At 69.0% G+C, this 18,204-nt stretch carries 19 protein-coding genes and 1 tRNA gene; 7 read left to right on the top strand and 13 right to left on the bottom strand.

Annotated features, from left to right (window positions below; genetic code table 11):
• Positions 1-5: 5 nt before the first annotated feature.
• From OG766_RS17925 to pknB, 3 genes are all read left to right on the top strand, one after another.
• Positions 6-1,415, top strand: coding sequence for an FtsW/RodA/SpoVE family cell cycle protein (locus OG766_RS17925; RefSeq protein WP_266380393.1), 1,410 nt, complete (start codon positions 6-8; stop codon positions 1,413-1,415).
• Positions 1,412-2,872, top strand: coding sequence for a peptidoglycan D,D-transpeptidase FtsI family protein (locus tag OG766_RS17920; RefSeq protein WP_266380391.1), 1,461 nt, complete (start codon positions 1,412-1,414; stop codon positions 2,870-2,872). The genes OG766_RS17925 and OG766_RS17920 overlap by 4 nt, the downstream gene beginning before the upstream one ends.
• Positions 2,873-3,053: 181 nt before the next feature.
• Entirely contained in the window at positions 3,054-5,042 is a 1,989-nt protein-coding gene (gene pknB / locus OG766_RS17915) for a Stk1 family PASTA domain-containing Ser/Thr kinase (protein ID WP_328725753.1), read from the top strand.
• 126 nt (positions 5,043-5,168) lie between these two features.
• Here pknB and OG766_RS17910 read toward each other — a convergent pair whose 3' ends face one another.
• Genes OG766_RS17910 through OG766_RS17885 form a run of 6 tightly spaced genes read right to left on the bottom strand, consistent with a single transcriptional unit; the run spans position 5,169 to position 9,509 of the window.
• Positions 5,169-5,849, bottom strand: coding sequence for a class E sortase (locus OG766_RS17910; RefSeq protein WP_266380387.1), 681 nt, complete (start codon positions 5,847-5,849; stop codon positions 5,169-5,171).
• Between the two features lie 51 nt (positions 5,850-5,900).
• On the bottom strand, positions 5,901-7,112 hold the full coding sequence (locus OG766_RS17905; RefSeq protein WP_328725752.1) for a class E sortase: 1,212 nt from the start codon (positions 7,110-7,112) through the stop codon (positions 5,901-5,903).
• Positions 7,109-7,747, bottom strand: coding sequence for an aminodeoxychorismate/anthranilate synthase component II (locus tag OG766_RS17900; protein WP_266380383.1), 639 nt, complete (start codon positions 7,745-7,747; stop codon positions 7,109-7,111). Before OG766_RS17900 ends, OG766_RS17905 begins: the two co-directional genes overlap by 4 nt.
• Positions 7,744-7,905: a hypothetical protein gene (locus OG766_RS17895; protein ID WP_266380380.1), complete on the bottom strand. Its 162-nt coding sequence runs from the start codon at positions 7,903-7,905 to the stop codon at positions 7,744-7,746. The genes OG766_RS17900 and OG766_RS17895 overlap by 4 nt, the downstream gene beginning before the upstream one ends.
• A 56-nt stretch (positions 7,906-7,961) precedes the next feature.
• Positions 7,962-8,723 carry a class E sortase gene (locus OG766_RS17890; protein ID WP_266380378.1) on the bottom strand — a complete coding sequence of 254 codons (762 nt, stop codon included), beginning with the start codon at positions 8,721-8,723 and terminating at the stop codon, positions 7,962-7,964.
• Positions 8,724-8,741: 18 nt separating this feature from the next.
• Positions 8,742-9,509, bottom strand: coding sequence for a DUF881 domain-containing protein (locus OG766_RS17885; protein ID WP_266380376.1), 768 nt, complete (start codon positions 9,507-9,509; stop codon positions 8,742-8,744).
• 140 nt (positions 9,510-9,649) lie between these two features.
• Here OG766_RS17885 and crgA point away from each other — a divergent pair, with 140 nt between their 5' ends.
• Positions 9,650-9,907 (top strand): cell division protein CrgA, encoded by a 258-nt coding sequence (gene crgA, locus OG766_RS17880; protein WP_266380373.1) that lies wholly within the window; start codon positions 9,650-9,652, stop codon positions 9,905-9,907.
• A 266-nt stretch (positions 9,908-10,173) separates the two neighbouring features.
• Here crgA and OG766_RS17875 read toward each other — a convergent pair whose 3' ends face one another.
• Positions 10,174-11,073 carry a rhomboid family intramembrane serine protease gene (locus tag OG766_RS17875; protein ID WP_266380370.1) on the bottom strand — a complete coding sequence of 300 codons (900 nt, stop codon included), beginning with the start codon at positions 11,071-11,073 and terminating at the stop codon, positions 10,174-10,176.
• Between the two features lie 113 nt (positions 11,074-11,186).
• The gene (locus tag OG766_RS17870) at positions 11,187-11,720 is read right to left on the bottom strand and encodes a peptidylprolyl isomerase (protein WP_266380364.1); all 534 of its coding nucleotides are present in this window, start codon (positions 11,718-11,720) and stop codon (positions 11,187-11,189) included.
• A 206-nt stretch (positions 11,721-11,926) separates the two neighbouring features.
• On the opposite strand from OG766_RS17870, the gene OG766_RS17865 reads away from it, so the two are divergent.
• Entirely contained in the window at positions 11,927-12,619 is a 693-nt protein-coding gene (locus OG766_RS17865; protein WP_266380360.1) for a DUF5324 family protein, read from the top strand.
• A gap of 64 nt (positions 12,620-12,683) precedes the next feature.
• Here OG766_RS17865 and OG766_RS17860 read toward each other — a convergent pair whose 3' ends face one another.
• From OG766_RS17860 to OG766_RS17850, 3 genes are all read right to left on the bottom strand, one after another.
• Positions 12,684-13,106 carry a DUF6344 domain-containing protein gene (locus tag OG766_RS17860; protein ID WP_266380356.1) on the bottom strand — a complete coding sequence of 141 codons (423 nt, stop codon included), beginning with the start codon at positions 13,104-13,106 and terminating at the stop codon, positions 12,684-12,686.
• 377 nt (positions 13,107-13,483) lie between these two features.
• Positions 13,484-13,903, bottom strand: coding sequence for an ArsR/SmtB family transcription factor (locus tag OG766_RS17855; protein ID WP_328725751.1), 420 nt, complete (start codon positions 13,901-13,903; stop codon positions 13,484-13,486).
• Between the two features lie 77 nt (positions 13,904-13,980).
• Positions 13,981-14,053, bottom strand: a tRNA-Ala gene (locus tag OG766_RS17850).
• 140 nt (positions 14,054-14,193) lie between these two features.
• Between OG766_RS17850 and OG766_RS17845 the strand changes: the two genes are divergently transcribed.
• A complete protein-coding gene (locus tag OG766_RS17845) occupies positions 14,194-14,742 on the top strand; it encodes a helix-turn-helix domain-containing protein (protein WP_328725750.1) in 549 nt (182 codons plus the stop codon).
• Between the two features lie 46 nt (positions 14,743-14,788).
• Entirely contained in the window at positions 14,789-16,165 is a 1,377-nt protein-coding gene (locus OG766_RS17840; protein WP_328725749.1) for a serine/threonine-protein kinase, read from the top strand.
• Positions 16,166-16,186: 21 nt separating this feature from the next.
• On the opposite strand, the gene OG766_RS17835 is transcribed toward OG766_RS17840, so the two are convergent.
• Together OG766_RS17835 and OG766_RS17830 are read right to left on the bottom strand one after the other, a co-directional pair.
• Positions 16,187-17,518: a hypothetical protein gene (locus OG766_RS17835; RefSeq protein ID WP_328725748.1), complete on the bottom strand. Its 1,332-nt coding sequence runs from the start codon at positions 17,516-17,518 to the stop codon at positions 16,187-16,189.
• A 430-nt stretch (positions 17,519-17,948) separates the two neighbouring features.
• Complete coding sequence (locus tag OG766_RS17830) at positions 17,949-18,083, bottom strand: DLW-39 family protein (protein ID WP_003958712.1); 135 nt, start codon at positions 18,081-18,083, stop codon at positions 17,949-17,951.
• Positions 18,084-18,204 lie beyond the last annotated feature (121 nt).

The following is an 18,204-nucleotide window of genomic DNA, read 5'->3' as shown; positions in this document are numbered from 1 at the left end:
CCACCATGAGCGTTGTCACCAACACGACCACCATCGGCGCGATCGAAGCACCGAGCCGCCGCAACACCGAGCTGGTGCTGCTCGCGTTCGCCGTCGTCATCCCGGTGTTCGCGTACCTCAACGTGGGCCTCGCGCTCGACGGCCAGGTGCCGACCGGCATGCTCGGCTACGGGCTCGGGCTCGGCCTGCTGGCGGGCGTCGCGCATCTCGTGGTGCGGAAGTTCGCGAAGTACGCCGATCCGCTGCTGCTCCCCCTGGCGACGCTGCTCAACGGGCTGGGGCTGGTGCTGATCTGGCGGCTGGACCAGTCGCCGCGGCTGAGCGCGCGCAACGACTTCGCCCCGCAGGCCACGAACCAGCTGATGTACTCCGCGCTGGGTATCGCGCTGTTCGTCGGCGTACTGCTGCTCCTGAAGGACCACCGCGTCCTCCAGCGCTTCACCTACATCTCGATGGTGGCGTCGCTGGTCCTGCTGATCCTGCCGATCGTGCCTGGCCTGGGCGCGGACGTCTTCGGCGCCAGGATCTGGATCAGGGTCGGCCCGTTCTCCATCCAGCCCGGTGAGTTCGCGAAGATCGTGATCGCGGTCTTCTTCTCCGGCTACCTCATGGTGAAGCGGGACGCGCTGGCGCTGGCCAGTCGCCGGTTCATGGGGCTGTACCTGCCGCGTGGACGCGACCTCGGCCCGATCCTCACCATCTGGGCCGTCAGCCTGCTCATCCTGGTCTTCGAGAACGACCTCGGTACGTCGCTGCTGTTCTTCGGCATGTTCGTGATCATGCTGTACGTCGCCACGGAGCGGACCAGCTGGATCGTCATCGGTCTGCTGATGTCCGTCGGCGGCGCCGTCGGTGTGGCCTCCTTCGCCGGCCACGTCCAGGCCCGTGTCGCCGCCTGGGCGGACCCCTTCGGGGACTGCTACGCGGATTCGGCCGCCTGCCAGCAGATGGCGCAGGTGCTGATGTCCTTCGGCTCCGGCGGCACCCTCGGCACGGGACTCGGCCAGGGCGACTCGGACCTGATCGGCTTCGCCGCCAACTCCGACTTCATCTTCGCCACCGTCGGCGAGGAACTGGGCCTGGCCGGTGTCATGGCCTTCCTGCTGCTCTACGGCCTGATCATCGAGCGCGGCATCCGCACGGCCCTGGCCGCCCGGGACCCCTTCGGGAAGCTGTTCGCGGTCGGTCTGTCCGGCGCGTTCGCCCTCCAGGTCTTCGTCGTCGCCGGCGGTGTGATGGGCCTCATCCCGCTGACCGGTATGACCATGCCGTTCCTCGCGGCCGGTGGCTCGTCCGTCATCGCCAACTGGGCCCTGATCGGCATCCTCATCCGTATCAGCGACACGGCACGGCGGCCCGCGCCGTCCCCCGCCCCGTCCCCCGACGCCGAGATGACCCAGGTGGTCCGACCGTGAACAAGCCTCTGCGCCGCATCGCGATCTTCTGCGGCCTTCTGGTTCTCGCGCTGATGATCCGGGACAACTGGATCCAGTACGTGCGCGCCGACGAGCTCAACGCGCACGAGTACAACCGCCGGGTCCAGATCGAGCGCTACGCCTACGAGCGGGGCAACATCATCGTCGACGGCAAGCCGGTCACCGGCTCCGTCGCGACGACGAGCAGCGACTTCAAGTACAAGCGCACCTACGTGGACGGCCCCATGTGGGCCCCCGTCACCGGTTTCGCTTCGCAGGCCTTCGACGCCAACCAGATCGAGAAGCTCGAGGACGGGATCCTCACCGGCAACGACGACCGGCTCTTCTTCGACCGCACGATGGCGATGTTCACCGGCGAGAAGAAGAAGGGCGGCGACGTCGTCACCACCCTGAACGGCAAGGCGCAGGAAGCCGCGTTCGAGGGCCTCGGCGACAACAAGGGCGCCGTCGCGGCGATCGACCCGCAGACCGGAAAGATCCTCGCGCTCGCCTCCACGCCGTCGTACGACCCGTCGGTCTTCGCCGGCAACTCGGACAAGGACTCCGACAACCGCCAGAAGCTGCTGAACGACAAGAACAAGCCGATGGTGAACCGCGCGCTGCGCGAGACCTACCCGCCCGGCTCCACGTTCAAGGTCCTCACCGCCGCCGCCGCCCTCGAGCACGGCGTGGTCACGGACATCAACGCCGCGACGGACACCCCCGAGCCGTACTTCATCCCGCTGTCGCGCAAGCCGATGGTCAACCAGCACGGCGGATGCGAGAAGGCGAGCCTGAACCGGGCCCTGGAGGTCTCCTGCAACTCCGTCTTCGCCAACCTCGGTGACAAGGTCGGCCGGGACAAGATGGTGGAGACGGCCGAGAAGTTCGGCTTCAACAACCCGGAGATCGACACTCCGGTCCGCGCCGCGTCCTCCGTCTACGACAAGAACATGGACAAGGGCGGCAACGCCCTCTCCTCCATCGGTCAGTTCAACACCGCGACCACTCCGCTGCAGATGGCCATGGTCACCGCGGCGATCGCCAACGACGGCAAGCTGATGAAGCCGTACATGATCGACCAGCTGCGCGCGCCCAATCTGGACATCATCCAGTCGTTCGAGCCGGAGGAGATGAGCCGGCCGCTCTCGCAGGAGAACGCACAGCTCGTCCAGCAGATGATGGAGAACGTCGTCGAGAAGGGCACCGGCACGAAGGCGCAGATCAGCGACGTGACGGTCGGTGGCAAGACCGGTACCGCCCAGCACGGCGTCGGGAACAAGAAGCGCCCGTACGCGTGGTTCATCTCGTACGCCAAGACCGACAGCGGCTCCCCGGTCGCCGTCGCCGTCGTCGTCGAGGACAGCAACGCGTCCCGTGACGAGATCAGCGGTGGCGGTCTCGCCGCGCCGATCGCCAAGAAAGTGATGCAGGCGGTACTCGACAGCAAGGAGTGACGCATGTCACTGTCCTGGCCTCGCCCCGCCTCATAACCGCACAATGCGATACCGGTCGCATATCAGGTCCCGGCCATGGGCGGATGCGACGCCGCGTGCCCGGTAGCGTATGCGCGAACAGCACACCGCCGGAGCACACACACGGGTGCGGTCGGGACTGACGGAGAGGGCTGGAACTGTTATGGAAGAGCCGCGTCGCCTCGGCGGCCGGTACGAGCTGGGCTCGGTGCTCGGCCGTGGTGGCATGGCCGAGGTCTACCTCGCTCACGACACCCGGCTCGGTCGCACCGTCGCCGTGAAGACGCTGCGGGCCGATCTCGCCCGCGACCCGTCCTTCCAGGCCCGGTTCCGCCGTGAGGCCCAGTCGGCCGCCTCGCTGAATCACCCTGCGATCGTCGCGGTGTACGACACCGGCGAGGACTACGTCGAGGGCGTCTCCATCCCGTACATCGTGATGGAGTACGTGGACGGGTCCACGCTCAGAGAGCTGCTGCACTCGGGGCGCAAGCTGCTGCCCGAGCGCACGCTCGAGATGACCATCGGCATTCTGCAGGCGCTCGAGTACTCGCACCGCAATGGCATCGTCCACCGCGACATCAAGCCGGCGAACGTCATGCTGACGCGCACCGGCCAGGTCAAGGTCATGGACTTCGGCATCGCCCGCGCCATGGGCGACTCGGGCATGACCATGACGCAGACCGCGGCCGTGATCGGTACCGCCCAGTACCTCTCCCCGGAGCAGGCCAAGGGCGAGCAGGTCGATGCCCGCTCCGACCTGTACTCCACCGGCTGTCTGCTCTACGAGCTGCTGACGGTCCGGCCGCCGTTCGTCGGGGACTCCCCGGTGGCGGTCGCCTATCAGCACGTACGGGAAGAGCCTCAGCCGCCCAGCAACTTCGACCCCGAGATCACGCCCGAAATGGACGCGATCGTGCTGAAGGCGCTGGTCAAGGACCCCGACTACCGCTACCAGTCCGCCGACGAGATGCGGGCCGACATCGAGGCCTGCCTCGACGGCCAGCCGGTCGCGGCGACGGCGGCGATGGGGGCCGTCGGCTACGGCGGCGGATACGGCGCCCAGCACGGCGACGACCGCCCGACGACGGCGCTGCGCCAGACCGACCCGGGCGGCCAGACGTCGATGCTGCCGCCCATGAACCCGGACGACGGCGGATACGGCGGGTACGACGACCGTCCGGACCGCCGTCGGCAGAAGAAGTCGAACACGTCGACGATCCTGCTCGTGGTCGCGGGCATCCTCGTGCTCGTCGGCGCGATCCTCATCGGCAAGTCCGTCTTCGGCGGGGGCGGCGGCACCAGCAAGATCGACGTACCGCAGCTCGTCGGCAAGCCGTTCAAGGAAGCCGTGCAGCTCGGGGAGAACGCGAAGGTCAAGGTCGTCCGGTCCGGGGCCGAGCGCTGCGACCAGCCGAAGGAAGCCGTCTGCAGCCAGACGCCGGAGAGCGGCAAGATGGAACAGGGCGAGACGATCCAGGTCGTCGTCTCGCAGGGCGCGCCGCTGGTCGAGGTGCCGGACGTCACGGAGAAGTCCGAGGAGAAGGCCACCAAGCAGCTCGAGGACAAGGGCTTCCAGGTAGAGACCAAGTCGGTCGACTCCGACCAGGAGGCCGGCACGGTCGTCAGCCAGGACCCCGCGGGCAACTCCAAGGCCGAGAAGGGCACGAAGGTCACCCTGCAGATCGCCAAGCAGGCCAAGACCGAAGTGCCCGATGTGGTGGGCCAGCAGTTCGACAGCGCCAACCAGCAGCTGACGACCCTCGGCTACACGGTGGTGCGGCAGGACGTCGACTCGAACGAGCCGGCCAACCAGGTCACCGCCCAGACGCCGACCGCGGGCTCCAAGGAGGCCAAGGGCATCACGATCACCCTGCAGGTCTCGAAGGGCCCCCAGACGCCGCAGAACCAGGTGCCGGAGGTACGCAACCGGACCCTGGGCGAGGCCAAGGCCATGCTGCAGCAGGCCGGATACACCAACATCCAGGTGCAGGGCGACCAGAACGACAACGCCCAGGTGTTCCAGCAGCACCCGCAGCCGGGGACCCAGGCGGACCCCGCCGCCACTCCGATCACCCTGTTCACCATCGGTGGCGGCGGCAACCAGGGCGGTAACAACGGAGGCGGCTTCATCGGCGGTAACGACAGCGACTAGCCGGTCGTCCGCGCGGCACAGCCGCAAGCAGCGAAGAGCCCCGGCACCTGGATGGGTGCCGGGGCTCTTCGCTGTCCATGTGTGCGGCGCTTCCCGCAGCGACCTGCCGACTGCCGCCTGCGGCTTCTACGGCTGAGCCAGCTCCGCCGGTGGCGTGCGGTCCCTGTCGACCCTTTCCGTGCGCTCCAGCTCGCCCCACACGATGTACCGGTAGTCCGAGGTGTAGACGGGCGTGCAGGTCGTCAGGGTGATGTAGCGCCCCGGCTTGGTCTTGCCGGATTCCTTCGGGACCGGCTGGAGCACGTCCACGTTGTACTTGGACGTCTCCTTCAGGTCCTTGTAGACCTTGTAGACGTACCAGGTGTCCTTGGTCTCGAAGATGATCGAGTCGCCGGTCTTGACCTTGTGGATGTTGTGGAACTTCGCGCCGTGGCCGTCCCGGTGCGCCGCGAGGGTGAAGTTGCCCTGCTTGTCGGACGGGAGGGCCGACTTGATCGGGGTGGTGTAGTAGCCCGCGACACCGTGGTTCAGGGTCTTGCTGTCGGTGCCCTTCTTGACCAGGACCTCGCCGTTGCTCATGGCGGGTACGTGGAGGAAGCCGATGCCGTCCTTGGTGTCGAGCGCGCCCGGGCCCCCGGCCCAGCGGTCGCGGACGCGGTCACCCTGCTTGGTGGCCTCACGGTCGGCGAGGACGTTCGTCCACCACAGCGAGTAGACGACGAAAAGTGCCAGCACCAGCCCTGCGGTGATCAGCAGCTCGCCGAAGACACTGATGACGCCGGCGATCCGGCTGCGTGCACGTGCCACTGCACCTGTCCCTGTCCCTGTTTTTCTGTCGTCCTGAAGTACGTTCATCGATCAGCCGACGAGCGCGTCCGGCTTGCCCTTGCTGCGCGGGCGTTCCTCGACCATCTTGCCCCACACGATCATTCGATACGTACTCGTGAATTCGGGGGTGCAGGTGGTCAGCGTGATGTACCGGCCGGGGCCGGTGAAGCCGGCGCCGGCCGGTACCGGGGCGATCACCCCGACGTTCGACGGCGCGGTCTGCGGCAGGATGGACGCCATCTCGTACGTGTAGTAACTGTCCTGCGTCTCGACGACGATCGGGTCGCCCGGTTCGAGCCGGTTGATGTAACGGAACGGCTCACCGTGGGTGTTGCGGTGGCCGGCGACCGCGAAGTTGCCCTGCTTGTCCTCGGGCATCGCCGTCTTGAGCGCGCCATCGGCGTAGTGGCCGACCATGCCCCGGTCCAGGACCCGGTGCTTGTCGGTGCCCTCGGCGATCGGGACGACGACGTCGAGCTTGGGGATGTGCATGATGGCGAAGCCCCGGCCGGGCTCGAACGCGCCCGGAGCGCGGCCCTGCGCCCAGTCGTCCTGGATCTGGTCCGCCGCGGCGTTGGCCTGCTGGCCGGCGAGGATGTTGGTCCACCACAGCTGGTACGTGACGAAGAGCAGCATCAGCACGCCGATGGTGATGAACAGTTCACCGAAGGCGCGGCTGGCGATCACGGCCGGGCTGTCCTTGGCCGCGCGGGCCGCCCTGCGCGCTTCCACCCGAGAGAGCGGAGCGCCGCCCTCCGACGGCTTCGGCGGCGTGGCGGCGGCGGCACGGCGCTTCCCACGCCCCTTGGCGGCCCTGCGGCGCTCGGCACGGCCCCCTGTGGGCTGCTCGGGCGTCGCACCGCCGGTGTCGGACGTCCGGAGCCCCACCGTCTCGTCGTCGTCGGGCGCAGGCGCGGGCGCGGGCACGAACGGGGCCGCGTACGCCGACTCCTGCACGGACTCCGGCCGGTGCCGGTGCCGGGCCTGGAGCGGGGCCTGGGCCGGGGACTGGTGCTGCGGATAAGGCTCAGGCTGGGGGTAGGGCTGCTGTTGAGGCTGCGTCTGGGGCGAGGGCTGCGGCTGCGGCTGCGTGTAGGCCTGCTGCTCGTACCAGTCCTGCTGATAGGCCAGGGAGTATTCGTCGTAGCCCTGCCACTCCTGCGGCTCAGGCTGGTCCTGCGGCTCGCGCTGCCCGGGAACGTCCCCGGGATGGAACCACGGCGATCCCCCCTCGCCGTTCACGCCAGGGCCTTGCCCACCACCGGCGCGAGCCCTGACGAACGGCCCACCGCGCCCGTGTCACCGCACCGCACCAGCCAGTTGGCCAGCATCAGATGGCCGTGCTCCGTGAGCACCGACTCCGGGTGGAACTGCACACCCTCGACCGCCTTCTCACGATGGCGCAGCCCCATGATGATGCCGTCCTCCGTGCGCGCCGTGACCTCCAGCGCATCCGGCACGGTCGCCGGCTCGGCCGCCAGCGAGTGATACCGCGTCGCCGTGAACGGCGAGGGCAGCCCCGCGAAGACGCCCTGGCCCTCGTGCAGCACGAGCGAGGTCTTGCCGTGCAGCAGCTCCGGGGCGCGGTCGACGACACCGCCGTACGCCACCGCCATCGACTGCATGCCGAGACAGACACCGAACACGGGCACGTCGGTCGCCGCACAGTGACGCACCATCTCGATGCAGACCCCGGCCTGTTCGGGCGTACCGGGCCCCGGCGAGAGGAGCACGCCGTCGAAGCCGTCCTGCGCGTGCGCGGTGGACACCTCGTCGTTGCGCACGACTTCGCACTCCGCGCCCAGTTGGTACAGGTACTGGACGAGGTTGAAGACGAAGCTGTCGTAGTTGTCGACGACGAGAATCCGCGCGCTCACTGGCCGTCCACCGTCACATCGTTGAACGGAAGCAGCGGCTCCGCCCAGGGGAACACGTACTGGAACAGCCCATAGACGGCCGCGAGGACCAGCACGAGCGAGATGAACGCCCGCACCCATGCGTTGCCCGGCAGATGCCGCCAGATCCAGCCGTACATGCCGTCCCTTTCCGTTCGGTACGGGACCAGACTAAAGGGCGCCGGGGGCGCGTGGGTCAGCTGTGGAAAGCTTCCGGCTTGCCGTCGGTCACAGGCTGCGTGGCATCCAGGTGCGCCCAGACGACCAGCCGGTGGCTGCTTCCCCACTCCGGATCGCAGGTGGTGAGCGTCAGATAGCGGCCCGGCCCGTCGAATCCGGCCGCGTTCTTCTCCAGTGGCGCAGGGACGGCGTCGATGACCCCGACATCACCCGGAACGGTGCGGTACGGCTCGTTCCGTATCCGGTACGTGAACCAGGTCGTCCCGTCGTTGACGATCACCGCGTCGCCCGGCCGCAGCCGCGGGAAGTCCTTGAACGGGTCCCCGTAGGTGCGCCGGTGCCCGGCCACCGAGAAGTTCCCGGTCGCGCCGAGCCGTGCGGTGGACGCGTAGTGCCCGAGCCCCTTCTTCAGGGTCCGGGCCGCCGTCCCCTCCAACACGGGCCAGTCCCAGCCCTCGCCGAAGCGCGGGATGTACATGACGGCGAAGGGCCGACCGGTCTCGTACGGCTTCGCCGAAGGGGCGGGAGTCGGCGACGAGGAGGCGGGAGCCGAGGATGTAGGGGCGGGATCGGGGGACGGAGCGGCGGCGGGGCCGGAAGCCTGGGGCTCCACCGGCTGCCGGGCCCACTCCTCCTGGAGCCTGACGATCTCCCCGTCCGTCGCGCCCTGGGCCTTCACCCCGGTCCAGAACAGCACGTACACCACGAAGAGCACGATCACTGTGCCAACGGTGATGCAGATCTCACTGAACGTCCTGACGATCAGTCGCACCGACACCGGCCGGCCTCCCCGGGGCTACTGCACGGGCTTCGCGTGGTGGAGATCCACTGTGCCCGAGTAGCCGGGGAGAGTCACCGCCTCGCGCTCGTCGACTTTCCAGCCCAGTCCGTACGCCGTCACATACAGCTGGTAGTTCTGGATGGCCGGGGAGGCGGTCAGCGCCCGCTTGAGCCTGTCCGGGTCGCCGACGGCCGTGACCTTGTACGGCGGCGAGTAGACACGGCCCTGGAGGATCAGCGTGTTGCCGACGCAGCGCACGGCGCTGGTGGAGATCAGCCGCTGGTCCATGACCTGGATGCCCTTGGCCCCGCCCTGCCAGAGGGCGTTGACCACGGCCTGCAGATCCTGCTGGTGGATGACCAGATCATTGGCCTGCGGTTCCGGGTAGCCGGGTGCTGCCTGGGCGTTCTGGGGAGCATCATTGAGGGTGACGGAAACGGCCTGACCGCTCAGCTTCGTGGTCCCCGCGGCGGCCTCCAGCGCCCGGAGTTTCTCGTCCTCGGCCTTGGTGGAGCCGTCGTCACGGCCGGCGAGAGCGTCGACGTCCTTGCGGACCGCCGCCGTGGACTCGTCGAGCTTCGCGTTCTTGTCGCTGCGCTGCTGGATGAGATCGGAGAGCTTCAGCAGCGAGTCGTCGGTCCGGAGGTTGGTGCCCTTGGCCGTGTTGAAGCTGGTGACGAAGATCAGTCCGGCGAGTGCGAAAACGGCAGCCGTCAGCAGCCGGACCGGCCGCCACGAGAAGCGACGGACCGGCCCACCGGGGGAGTCGGCGGAATTGCTCAACGTACCCTTACCCTTCAGGCGCCGTGGAAGCACTACGCTAACGGACGCCCGGGGGAGGCCCAGGTCCCCCTCGCCCCCGCCCGGCGCCAGCCACAGTTTCCCCTGCGCGGTCACGCAGCGCATCGACAGGAGAGTCCCTCGTGCCGAAGTCACGTATCCGCAAGAAGGCCGACTTCACGCCCCCGCCGTCCTCGAAGCAGGCGACCAACATCAAGCTGTCGAGTCACAGCTGGGTCGCTCCTGTGATGCTGGCGCTGTTCCTGATCGGACTGGCGTGGATCGTCGTCTTCTACGTCACCGACGGCCGGCTGCCCGTCCAGTCGCTCGGCAACTGGAACATCGTGGTCGGCTTCGGCTTCATCGCCGGCGGCTTCGCCGTCTCCACACAGTGGAAGTAGCGCCGAGCTAGTCGTTGTCAAGCTCTGCCCTGAAGTTATCCACAGCGTCGTCCACAGCCGTGGGAAAAGGTCTGACGATCTGTGGATAACTCAGGGAGGGTTGACGCCGATGTGACTGCTGAGGCCATTCCAGCGACATCGGATGCCTCATCCCGCCCCTTGTCGTTACTGGGAAAGCCCAGTTCAGCGACAAGGGGCACAGTTGTTCTCCACGGCATGCACAAGATCCACCACACGCTGTGGACAACCTTGGGGAAAGCTCACGCTCAGCTGAGCGCGGCGGTCCTCAGTACGACGATGACGACGATGACGGCCAGGACGAGCGCACACGTCCCGTACTGCACGAGGGCCCGCCGCTCTCGCGGGGCGTGCACCATGCCGAAGGCGATGGCGGTGCCCGCGACCAGCCCGCCCACGTGCGCCTGCCAGGAGATGCCGCCCCAGGTGAAGGTGAAGAGCAGGTTCAGCACGAGCAGCGCGAGAACCGGGCGCATGTCGTAGTTGAGGCGGCGCATCAGCACCACGGTGGCACCGAGCAGACCGAAGACGCCGCCGGAGGCGCCCAGCGTCCCGGTCGTCGGATCGGCGAGGAGATAGGCGGCCGCGCTGCCCGCCAGGGCCGACAGCAGGAAGAGCGAGAGGTAGCGCAGCCTGCCGAGGGCCGCCTCCAGCGGGCCGCCGAGCCACCAGAGCCCCAGCATGTTGAAGGCGATGTGCCAGATCTCCTGGTGGAGGAAGGCCGAGGTGAGCAGCCGGTACCACTGGCCGTCGGCGACACCGTCGACCACGAAGTACGGCGGCGCGGGCCAGGCTCCGACCAGGATCAGCTCGCTGACCACCCGCTGCCGGTCGACGAGGACCGCGATGAACACGGCGAGATTCAGGCCGATGAGGATCTTGGTGATCAGCCGCGGGTCGCCGGCCGTGACCGCGCCGCCCGCGATCGTCCGAGGACGGCTCGCGCTCGCGGCGTGCCCCGTGCCGGATCCGGTGCGGACGCACTCCGGGCACTGGAAGCCGACCGAGGCGCTGACCATGCACTCCGGACAGATCGGCCGCTCGCAGCGGGTACAGCTGATGCCGGTCTCCCGGCCCGGGTGCCGGTAACAGCTCGGCAGCCCCTGTGCCGCCTGGGGCTGGTCCGGGCTTCCTGGCGCCTGATCCATGACGTCCCCTCGTCTTCAGCGTCCGGCGGGTCTTCCGCGCAATGCTTCGCCCCGCTCGTCTTACGGACGAGCGGGGCGGAAAGGTTCCCGGGCCGGGAAGGGCCCGGACGGGCTCAGCCCTCGCGGGTCTCGACCACGACGGACTCGATCACCACGTCGTTCAGCGGGCGGTCGGTGCGCGGGTTGGTCTGCGCCGCGGCGATGGTGTCCACGATCTTCCGGCTGGCCTCGTCGGCGACCTCACCGAAGATGGTGTGCTTGCGGGTCAGCCAGGCGGTGGGGGCCACCGTGATGAAGAACTGCGAGCCGTTGGTGCCCGGGCCGGCGTTGGCCATGGCCAGCAGGTACGGCTTGTCGAAGGCCAGGTCCGGGTGGAACTCGTCGGCGAACTCGTAGCCCGGGCCGCCGGTGCCGTTGCCCAGCGGGTCGCCGCCCTGGATCATGAAGCCGCTGATCACCCGGTGGAAGACCGTGCCGTCGTACAGCTTGTCCGTGGACCTCTTGCCGGTCGCCGGGTTCGTCCACTCACGCTCACCCTTGGCGAGCTCGACGAAGTTCTTGACCGTCTTCGGCGCGTGGTTCGGCAGAAGCCGGATGTCGATGTCGCCGTGATTGGTCTTCAGGGTGGCGTAGAGCTGCTCGGCCACGATGTGCCTTCCGTAAGTCCTCTGTGACGTCACCCGATCCTCGCACGGAACGGCCGCCCAAGAAGAAAATGACCCGGATGCCCGTCCCGCATGCCGAGCCCGACCCCAGCAGGCATGATTTCGAAAAGGGTGGAAAGGCGCACTGTGCCTTGGCTGGGTCTACAACGCCCCAGACCCCCGCGAACGCCACCGAGGAGGAGGATCCCGTGACCCGCATGGACAGCGTGCGCGCCGCGACCGACACGGCGAAGGAGAGCGTGCTGCACGCCGCGGAAGTGGTGGCGCCCTACGCCGGTACGGCCAAGGACCAAGCCGCGCAATACGCGCACGAGGCTCGGGTGCGCCTTGGGCCGAAGGTGACGCGAGCCGCGCATCAGGCTCGCCGTCAGGCCCGTGTTCAGTACGACTCCTATGTCGCACCGCATGTTCCGCCGGCGGTGGACGACGCGGCACAGCGGGCCGCCGTCATGACCCGGAATGCCGCACGTCAGGCGGCGGAATACACCACGCCGCGATTCGAGCAGGCGGTCGCCGTCGCTCAGCCTGTCGGGCAGGAGGCCGTCACCCGCTCCGCTGCCGCTCTGGCCGCGTTGCGTGGTTCGGTCTCGGCGGAGGACATCAGGAAGCTTGCGAGGAGGAACGAGCGTCGTGCCACGTGCGGTCGTGCCGTGAAGGGTGCGGTCGTGCTCGGCGTCGTCGCCGCTGGACTGTTCGCCGCGTGGAAGTGGTGGGACAAGCAGGCCAACCCGGACTGGCTGGTCGAACCTCCCGCGCCGACCGAGGTGTCGGACCGTCCGCTGTCGTCGGTGGACGGCAACGACCGTTCGGTGCCGGACCCGGAGGTTCAGGCGAAGCAGTCGGAGGACGAGACCGGTTCGGACCGCGAGGACCGTCGCTGACCGACTTTCACCACACGTCGTTCGGGGCAGCGGGCGCCGGGAGAGCCGAAAGCTTCCCGGCGCCTCATGCTGCCGCCGCGACGGGCGCGGCGTCGTCGCTCATGAACGAGGAGTCCTGAGCCTCGGCGTCCAGGGCGGGCAGGTGCCGGACGGCGGGGGAGGAACCATGGGCCTCGGCACCGATGCGCTGCTTGATGGTCGGCGGCAGCGAGCGTTCGCGGGGAGTCCTCGCGCGGACCACCTGCTGCCAGAACCCGTGCAGCTCCGCGGCAGCCGTATGCGCCGTATCCGTTCTCCGGAGATGCTCCTGCGCGCCGGCGTTCCGCGCGCCGGGGACGGTGGGCTCCTGCTCGGCGGGGCCCTCGGGCTGCCGAGGGGCAGGCTGCTGAGCAGCCTTGGCGGAGGTGGCGAATCCCAGGGAGGCGAGCAGGGTGACGAGCAGGGAGATGAAGGCGGTCCACAACGTGGTGACCTTGACGGCGGCCATGGCCCCTCACTTTCGGATTGGGCGTTTTACATACCTTCCTCATGATGTGGACGCATCTTGGGAATCGTGGGACCTGCGCCACGGGTCGGCGGATCTTCCGATGAACACCACCCGTCCGGAGCAACTGCGGGTGCGGACCACGGCGGAGTGGTTGTAGAGGGACTTCGCCGGCCCGGGGGCGGCCCTCCAGGGCCCCGGCCTGCCGAACACCTGATGGTGGCGGATCCGCCACGCACCTCGACAGGCCTGCCACCTGCGGCGATGTCCGCACGGACCGGGGACGCTGGGCGTCGCCGGGCACTCGTTCCCCTCGGCGTCGGAGAAAAGGGTCGCGGGCGCTTGCGCCGATGAGGTGCTCCCGGCGCGGAACGGGCTTACTAGAGGTCGACCACCGGCTGCCGCGGGGACCGCGTCCCCGGCGCCTGCGGGACCGAGGCGACCGACGCGATCGACGCGGCCTCGTCCGCCTGACCGGTACGGACCGCACGTTCCGCCTCGGAGCGGCCCGCGACCAGCGACGCCTCCTCCAGCAGTCCCCGTACGCCTTCGACCGCCCGGTAGTAGATACGCGTCCCCTCCCGCCGGGACGCCACGAGACCGGCGGCCCGCAGCTTCGCCAAATGCTGGGAGGTCGCGGCGACATGGGCCCCGAGCATCTCGGCGAGCCCGCTCACCGGAAGCTCCTGCCTGCTCAGCGCCCACAGCAGCCGGTAGCGCGAGGGGTCGGCCACCGCCTTGAGCACCGTCACCGTGCGGTCCGCGGCGTCCGCGTCCCACGACTCTCCTTGCACGCTCATGCAAGTAGGTTAGCGGTGCATAACGGGAAAAGCCCCTCCGATCCGCGTTCTCGCAGTTCAGAGGGGCTTCCGGGTTGTGGAGCCTAGGGGAGTCGAACCCCTGACATCTGCCATGCAAAGACAGCGCTCTACCAACTGAGCTAAGGCCCCGGAACGGAGACCAGAGTACCGGGTCACCCCCGAGATCTCACAAAAGGATTGGGGCTCCCGGTATCCGACCACGCTCCGTAAGATGCTCGTCGGGTTCGCATCAGCGAAGCCACGCCAGGGGAAGCGATGGGGAGACGCACATGGATGCTGCACAGCAGGACGCAACCGCCAGAGCCAGAGAGCTCCAGCGCAGCTGGTACGGGGAGCCGCTGGGGGCGCTCTTCCGTCGGCTCATCGATGATCTGGGCCTGAACCAGGCCCGGCTTGCGGCGGTGCTCGGGCTGTCGGCTCCGATGCTCTCCCAGCTGATGAGCGGTCAGCGCGCCAAGATCGGCAATCCGGCGGTCGTCCAGCGCGTCCAGGCCCTGCAGGAGCTGACCGGTCAGGTCGCGGACGGAAGCATCAGCGCGGCGGAGGCCACGGCTCGCATGGACGAGATCAAGAAGTCGCAGGGCGGATCCGTGCTGACCGGGACCGGGCAGACCACGACCAGCTCGGGCGCGCCGACGGTACGCCGGGTGGTGCGCGAGATCCAGTCGCTGCTCCGCTCCGTCGCGGCGGCCGGCGACATCATCGATGCGGCGGACTCCCTCGCCCCGACCCACCCGGAACTGGCAGAGTTCCTCCGGGTGTACGGCGCCGGGCGCACGGCGGAGGCGGTCGCCCACTACGAGTCGCACCAGAGCTGAACGAACCAGGACGCCGAAGCAGGGAACGGGGAGCGGGCGCAGCGCAATGGGTGAGGTCTTCGCTGGTCGGTACGAGCTGATCGACCCGATCGGACGCGGTGGGGTCGGCGCGGTGTGGCGTGCCTGGGACCATCGGCGGCGGCGCTATGTGGCTGCCAAGGTGCTGCAGCAGAGCGACGCGCACGCGCTGTTGCGCTTCGTCCGCGAGCAGGCACTCCGCATCGACCACCCGCATGTCCTCGCCCCGGCCAGTTGGGCCGCGGACGACGACAAGGTGCTGTTCACCATGGATCTGGTGAGCGGCGGGTCGCTGGCGCATGTCATCGGCGACTACGGGCCGCTGCCGCCGCGCTTCGTCTGCTCCCTTCTCGACCAGCTCCTGTCCGGTCTCGCCGCGGTGCATGCGGAGGGGGTCGTGCACCGCGACATCAAGCCGGCGAACATCCTGCTGGAGGCCACCGGGACCGGGCGGCCGCATCTGCGGCTGTCCGATTTCGGCATCTCCATGCGCAAGGGCGAGCCCCGGCTGACCGAGACCAACTATGTGGTGGGAACGCCCGGTTACTTCGCGCCCGAGCAGATGATGGGCGCGGAGCCGGACTTCCCGGCCGATCTCTTCGCGGTCGGACTGGTCGCGCTCTATCTGTTGCAGGGCCAGAAGCCCGACTCGCGGGCTCTCGTCGAGCACTTCGCGGCGCACGGCACGCCGGGCGCCCCGCAGGGCATTCCCGAGCCGCTGTGGCAGGTCCTCGCGGGCCTGCTCCAGCCCGATCCGCAGACCCGGTTCCGTACGGCCACGGGCGCGCGGAAGGCGCTGACGTCCGCGGTCGAGATGCTGCCCGAGCCCGGCATCGACGACGAGCCGGTCGAGGTCTTCGACCAACTGGGGCCGCTGCCGGTCGGCTTCGGCCCGGACGGCCCCACCGCGCACGGCAAGGCCACCACGGATGCCGAGAGCGGCCGACGTGGCCAAGACGCCCTGGACGCCCTGGACACACCAGCCGCACAGGGCACGCAGGGCGCTCCGGGCGGCGCCCCGGTGCCGGCCGCCTCCGAGACCGGTTCCTTCCATCTCGCCCCGCCGCCCTACCAGCCCACGCCACCGCCGCAGCCGCAGCCGGTCCAGCCCTCCGTTCCCGCCCATGCGGCCTCCCCCCATCACCCCGCGGCGCAGGACTTCGCCCAGGCCCGGACGGCCGCGGTTCCGTACGAACAAGCTCTCACCCGTCAGTACACCGACCAGGGCCCTCAGGTTCCCCCTCAGGCGCACATGGCGTCGCACGCGCTCTCGCACGCGCCGTCCCACGCCCCCCTGGTCGCGCGGCAGAAGCGACCCGGACCGCCCCCGAAGGTCGCGATCCCGGTGCTGCTCGTGGCACTGATCTGTTTCGCGGTCGGCATCTGGGCCTTCACCCAGGCCTGACTCCCCGCTCGGCCGAAGGTCTCACCAGGAGGCGGGCGGCCCGTACGGCGTCGGGGTCGTACCGTCCCCGGGTCCCGCCTGCCCCTGGCCCGCGGCCGGTCCCGGCACCGCACGCCGCCGCGCCAGCAGCGTCCATGCCCCGAGCCCGAGCACCAGCACCGTCCCCGCGCCCACCCCGGCCGCGCCGACGAGCTTCATCGTGTCGCTCTTCTCGGCCTTCTCGCCCTCGGAGACTCCGAGGTCACCGAGCGGCTCGGTGTACGGCGGCGCCGCCTTCGCGTCGCCCTCGACGTTGACCCGCAGCGTCACACCGAACGGCTTCTTGCCGAACTTGTCGGCGAGTTCGGGGTTCAGGCTGACGGCCAGGTAGTACTCGCCTCCGAGCCGCATGCCCTGGACATCGTCACCACTGCCGAATCGGTTCTCGTACGCGACCGGCGGCACCGGATCCAGCGCGGCCTGCTTCTGCTTGCCGTCGTACGTCGTGTAGGCGTCCTCCACCAAGCCGCGCAGCGGGTTGTACAGCCGCATCGTCAGCCCCTGGCTGACAAAGGCGTAGCCCTCGGTGTTCGTGCTCCCCAGAGAGGCGGTCCCGAAGAACCGCTGGCCCCAGTCGACCTTGACCCGGAAGAAGTAGGTGCGGCCTGCCTCCATCGGGCTGTTCCACTCGCCCTCGGAGATCTCTGCGGCGTCGTTGAAGCTCGTGCCGCCGGCGGCCTTCTTCGTTCCGCCACCGGGAAGGCCCGGGGAGGCGGAGGGCCACTGGGTCGGCGCCTCCGTGGGCCCGGCCTCCTTCAGCCCGGGCTCCGTGACATGGCGGATCTCAAGTGCCCAGTCCCCGGGAGTGGAGGCCTCCGCGCTGGTGCGCTCGACCAGGACGTTGTAGGCGCCGGCCTCCTGGCAGCTCGAACCGTCCTTCTCGATGGTGCGGTGGGCGTAGGCGGCGAGCGGCTGCGCGAAACTGCCGGACCCGACGGTGGCGGTGGCGTCGCTGCACGTTCTTCCCTGGCTGTCCTGCAGGGTCACCTTGATGCCGTCGGAGTACTCGAGCTTCGCCTCCAGCCTGGGGGCGGCGACGACCGAGACGTACGCGTTCTTCTTGGCGTCCAGGTCCACGCGGAAGTTGAGCTTCCCCTCGGGCCCGATGGACGAGCGGTACGTCGTGTCCTCCGTCAGCGCCTCGGCGTCCGCGGTGCTCTCCGCACCCTTGATCACCTGCGCGTCGGCATCGAAGCCATACGCATACGGCTTCGGCTGCCCGGCGGCCTGGGCCGGAACGGCGGGCAGCGCCGCCACCGCGCACACCGCCGCCGCCCCGGCCAGCGTCACCCGGCCCTTGCTGCGCTGCCTCATCTCCGCGCTTCCCCCTGTCGTCTCCGTTGCCGCCTGCCGTCGCGGCGGTCGCGGTGCCGGTCCATCCTGCCCCGGCACTGCTACCGCTGTCTTCGCGTGCGGCCGAAACACCACCCTTGTCCGGCTTCTTCACCAGCACCGGGGCGTCGCGCCGGGGGACCGGATCTCTCGTCACCGAGGACCGCCACCTCAACACGACACCGATCTGCGGGTTCTCGACTTTGCCCACGCAAGCTATTCATTCGCGTAAGCGAACTCAAGAGGTCTCGGCGTCACGGTCCCGCAACACCACCACGCAGGCACGAGCCGCACGCACGAGCAGCAGGCACGCACGCACGCAGGGGCAGTACGCGCGACAGCACGGCCCGCGAACAGCGCGGAGCCCCGGCCGCTCGGCGGCCGGGGCTCCGTCACTCGGACTGTCTGCGTCTCACACACCCGAACCTGCGGGCACGGAGTCGGTCGCCTCCGTCCACAGATCCTGCTCGGCGCGATCCGCCTGGATCTGGCGGTACACGAGGAGCCCGCCGATGGCGGCCAGTGCGACCAGGAGGAGCTTCTTCACCGCGCGACCTCGTCTTTCCTTGACGTAGGGGACTTCTGCCGCCCGACTATACACACCGACCGATACCGTTCGGTGACCTGCGTACGGCCCCGCCCCCGCCCCGGATCGGACCGGCGGGCAT

This window comes from Streptomyces sp. NBC_00259, from assembly GCF_036181745.1.
Lineage (GTDB): Bacteria > Actinomycetota > Actinomycetes > Streptomycetales > Streptomycetaceae > Streptomyces > Streptomyces pratisoli.
The sequence above is the reverse complement of the archived record's forward strand: the minus strand, read 5'-3'. Positions and strand labels throughout refer to the sequence as shown.

Coding starts and splice junctions, on each gene's coding strand:
- OG766_RS17875 (WP_266380370.1), bottom strand. CDS start 11,073: ATGGATCAGGCGCCAGGAAGCCCGGACCAGCCCCAGGCGGCACAGGGG.
- OG766_RS17925 (WP_266380393.1), top strand. CDS start 6: ATGAGCGTTGTCACCAACACGACCACCATCGGCGCGATCGAAGCACCG.
- pknB (WP_328725753.1), top strand. CDS start 3,054: ATGGAAGAGCCGCGTCGCCTCGGCGGCCGGTACGAGCTGGGCTCGGTG.
- OG766_RS17895 (WP_266380380.1), bottom strand. CDS start 7,905: ATGTACGGCTGGATCTGGCGGCATCTGCCGGGCAACGCATGGGTGCGG.
- OG766_RS17835 (WP_328725748.1), bottom strand. CDS start 17,518: ATGAGGCAGCGCAGCAAGGGCCGGGTGACGCTGGCCGGGGCGGCGGCG.
- OG766_RS17845 (WP_328725750.1), top strand. CDS start 14,194: ATGGATGCTGCACAGCAGGACGCAACCGCCAGAGCCAGAGAGCTCCAG.
- OG766_RS17855 (WP_328725751.1), bottom strand. CDS start 13,903: ATGAGCGTGCAAGGAGAGTCGTGGGACGCGGACGCCGCGGACCGCACG.
- OG766_RS17840 (WP_328725749.1), top strand. CDS start 14,789: ATGGGTGAGGTCTTCGCTGGTCGGTACGAGCTGATCGACCCGATCGGA.
- OG766_RS17860 (WP_266380356.1), bottom strand. CDS start 13,106: ATGGCCGCCGTCAAGGTCACCACGTTGTGGACCGCCTTCATCTCCCTG.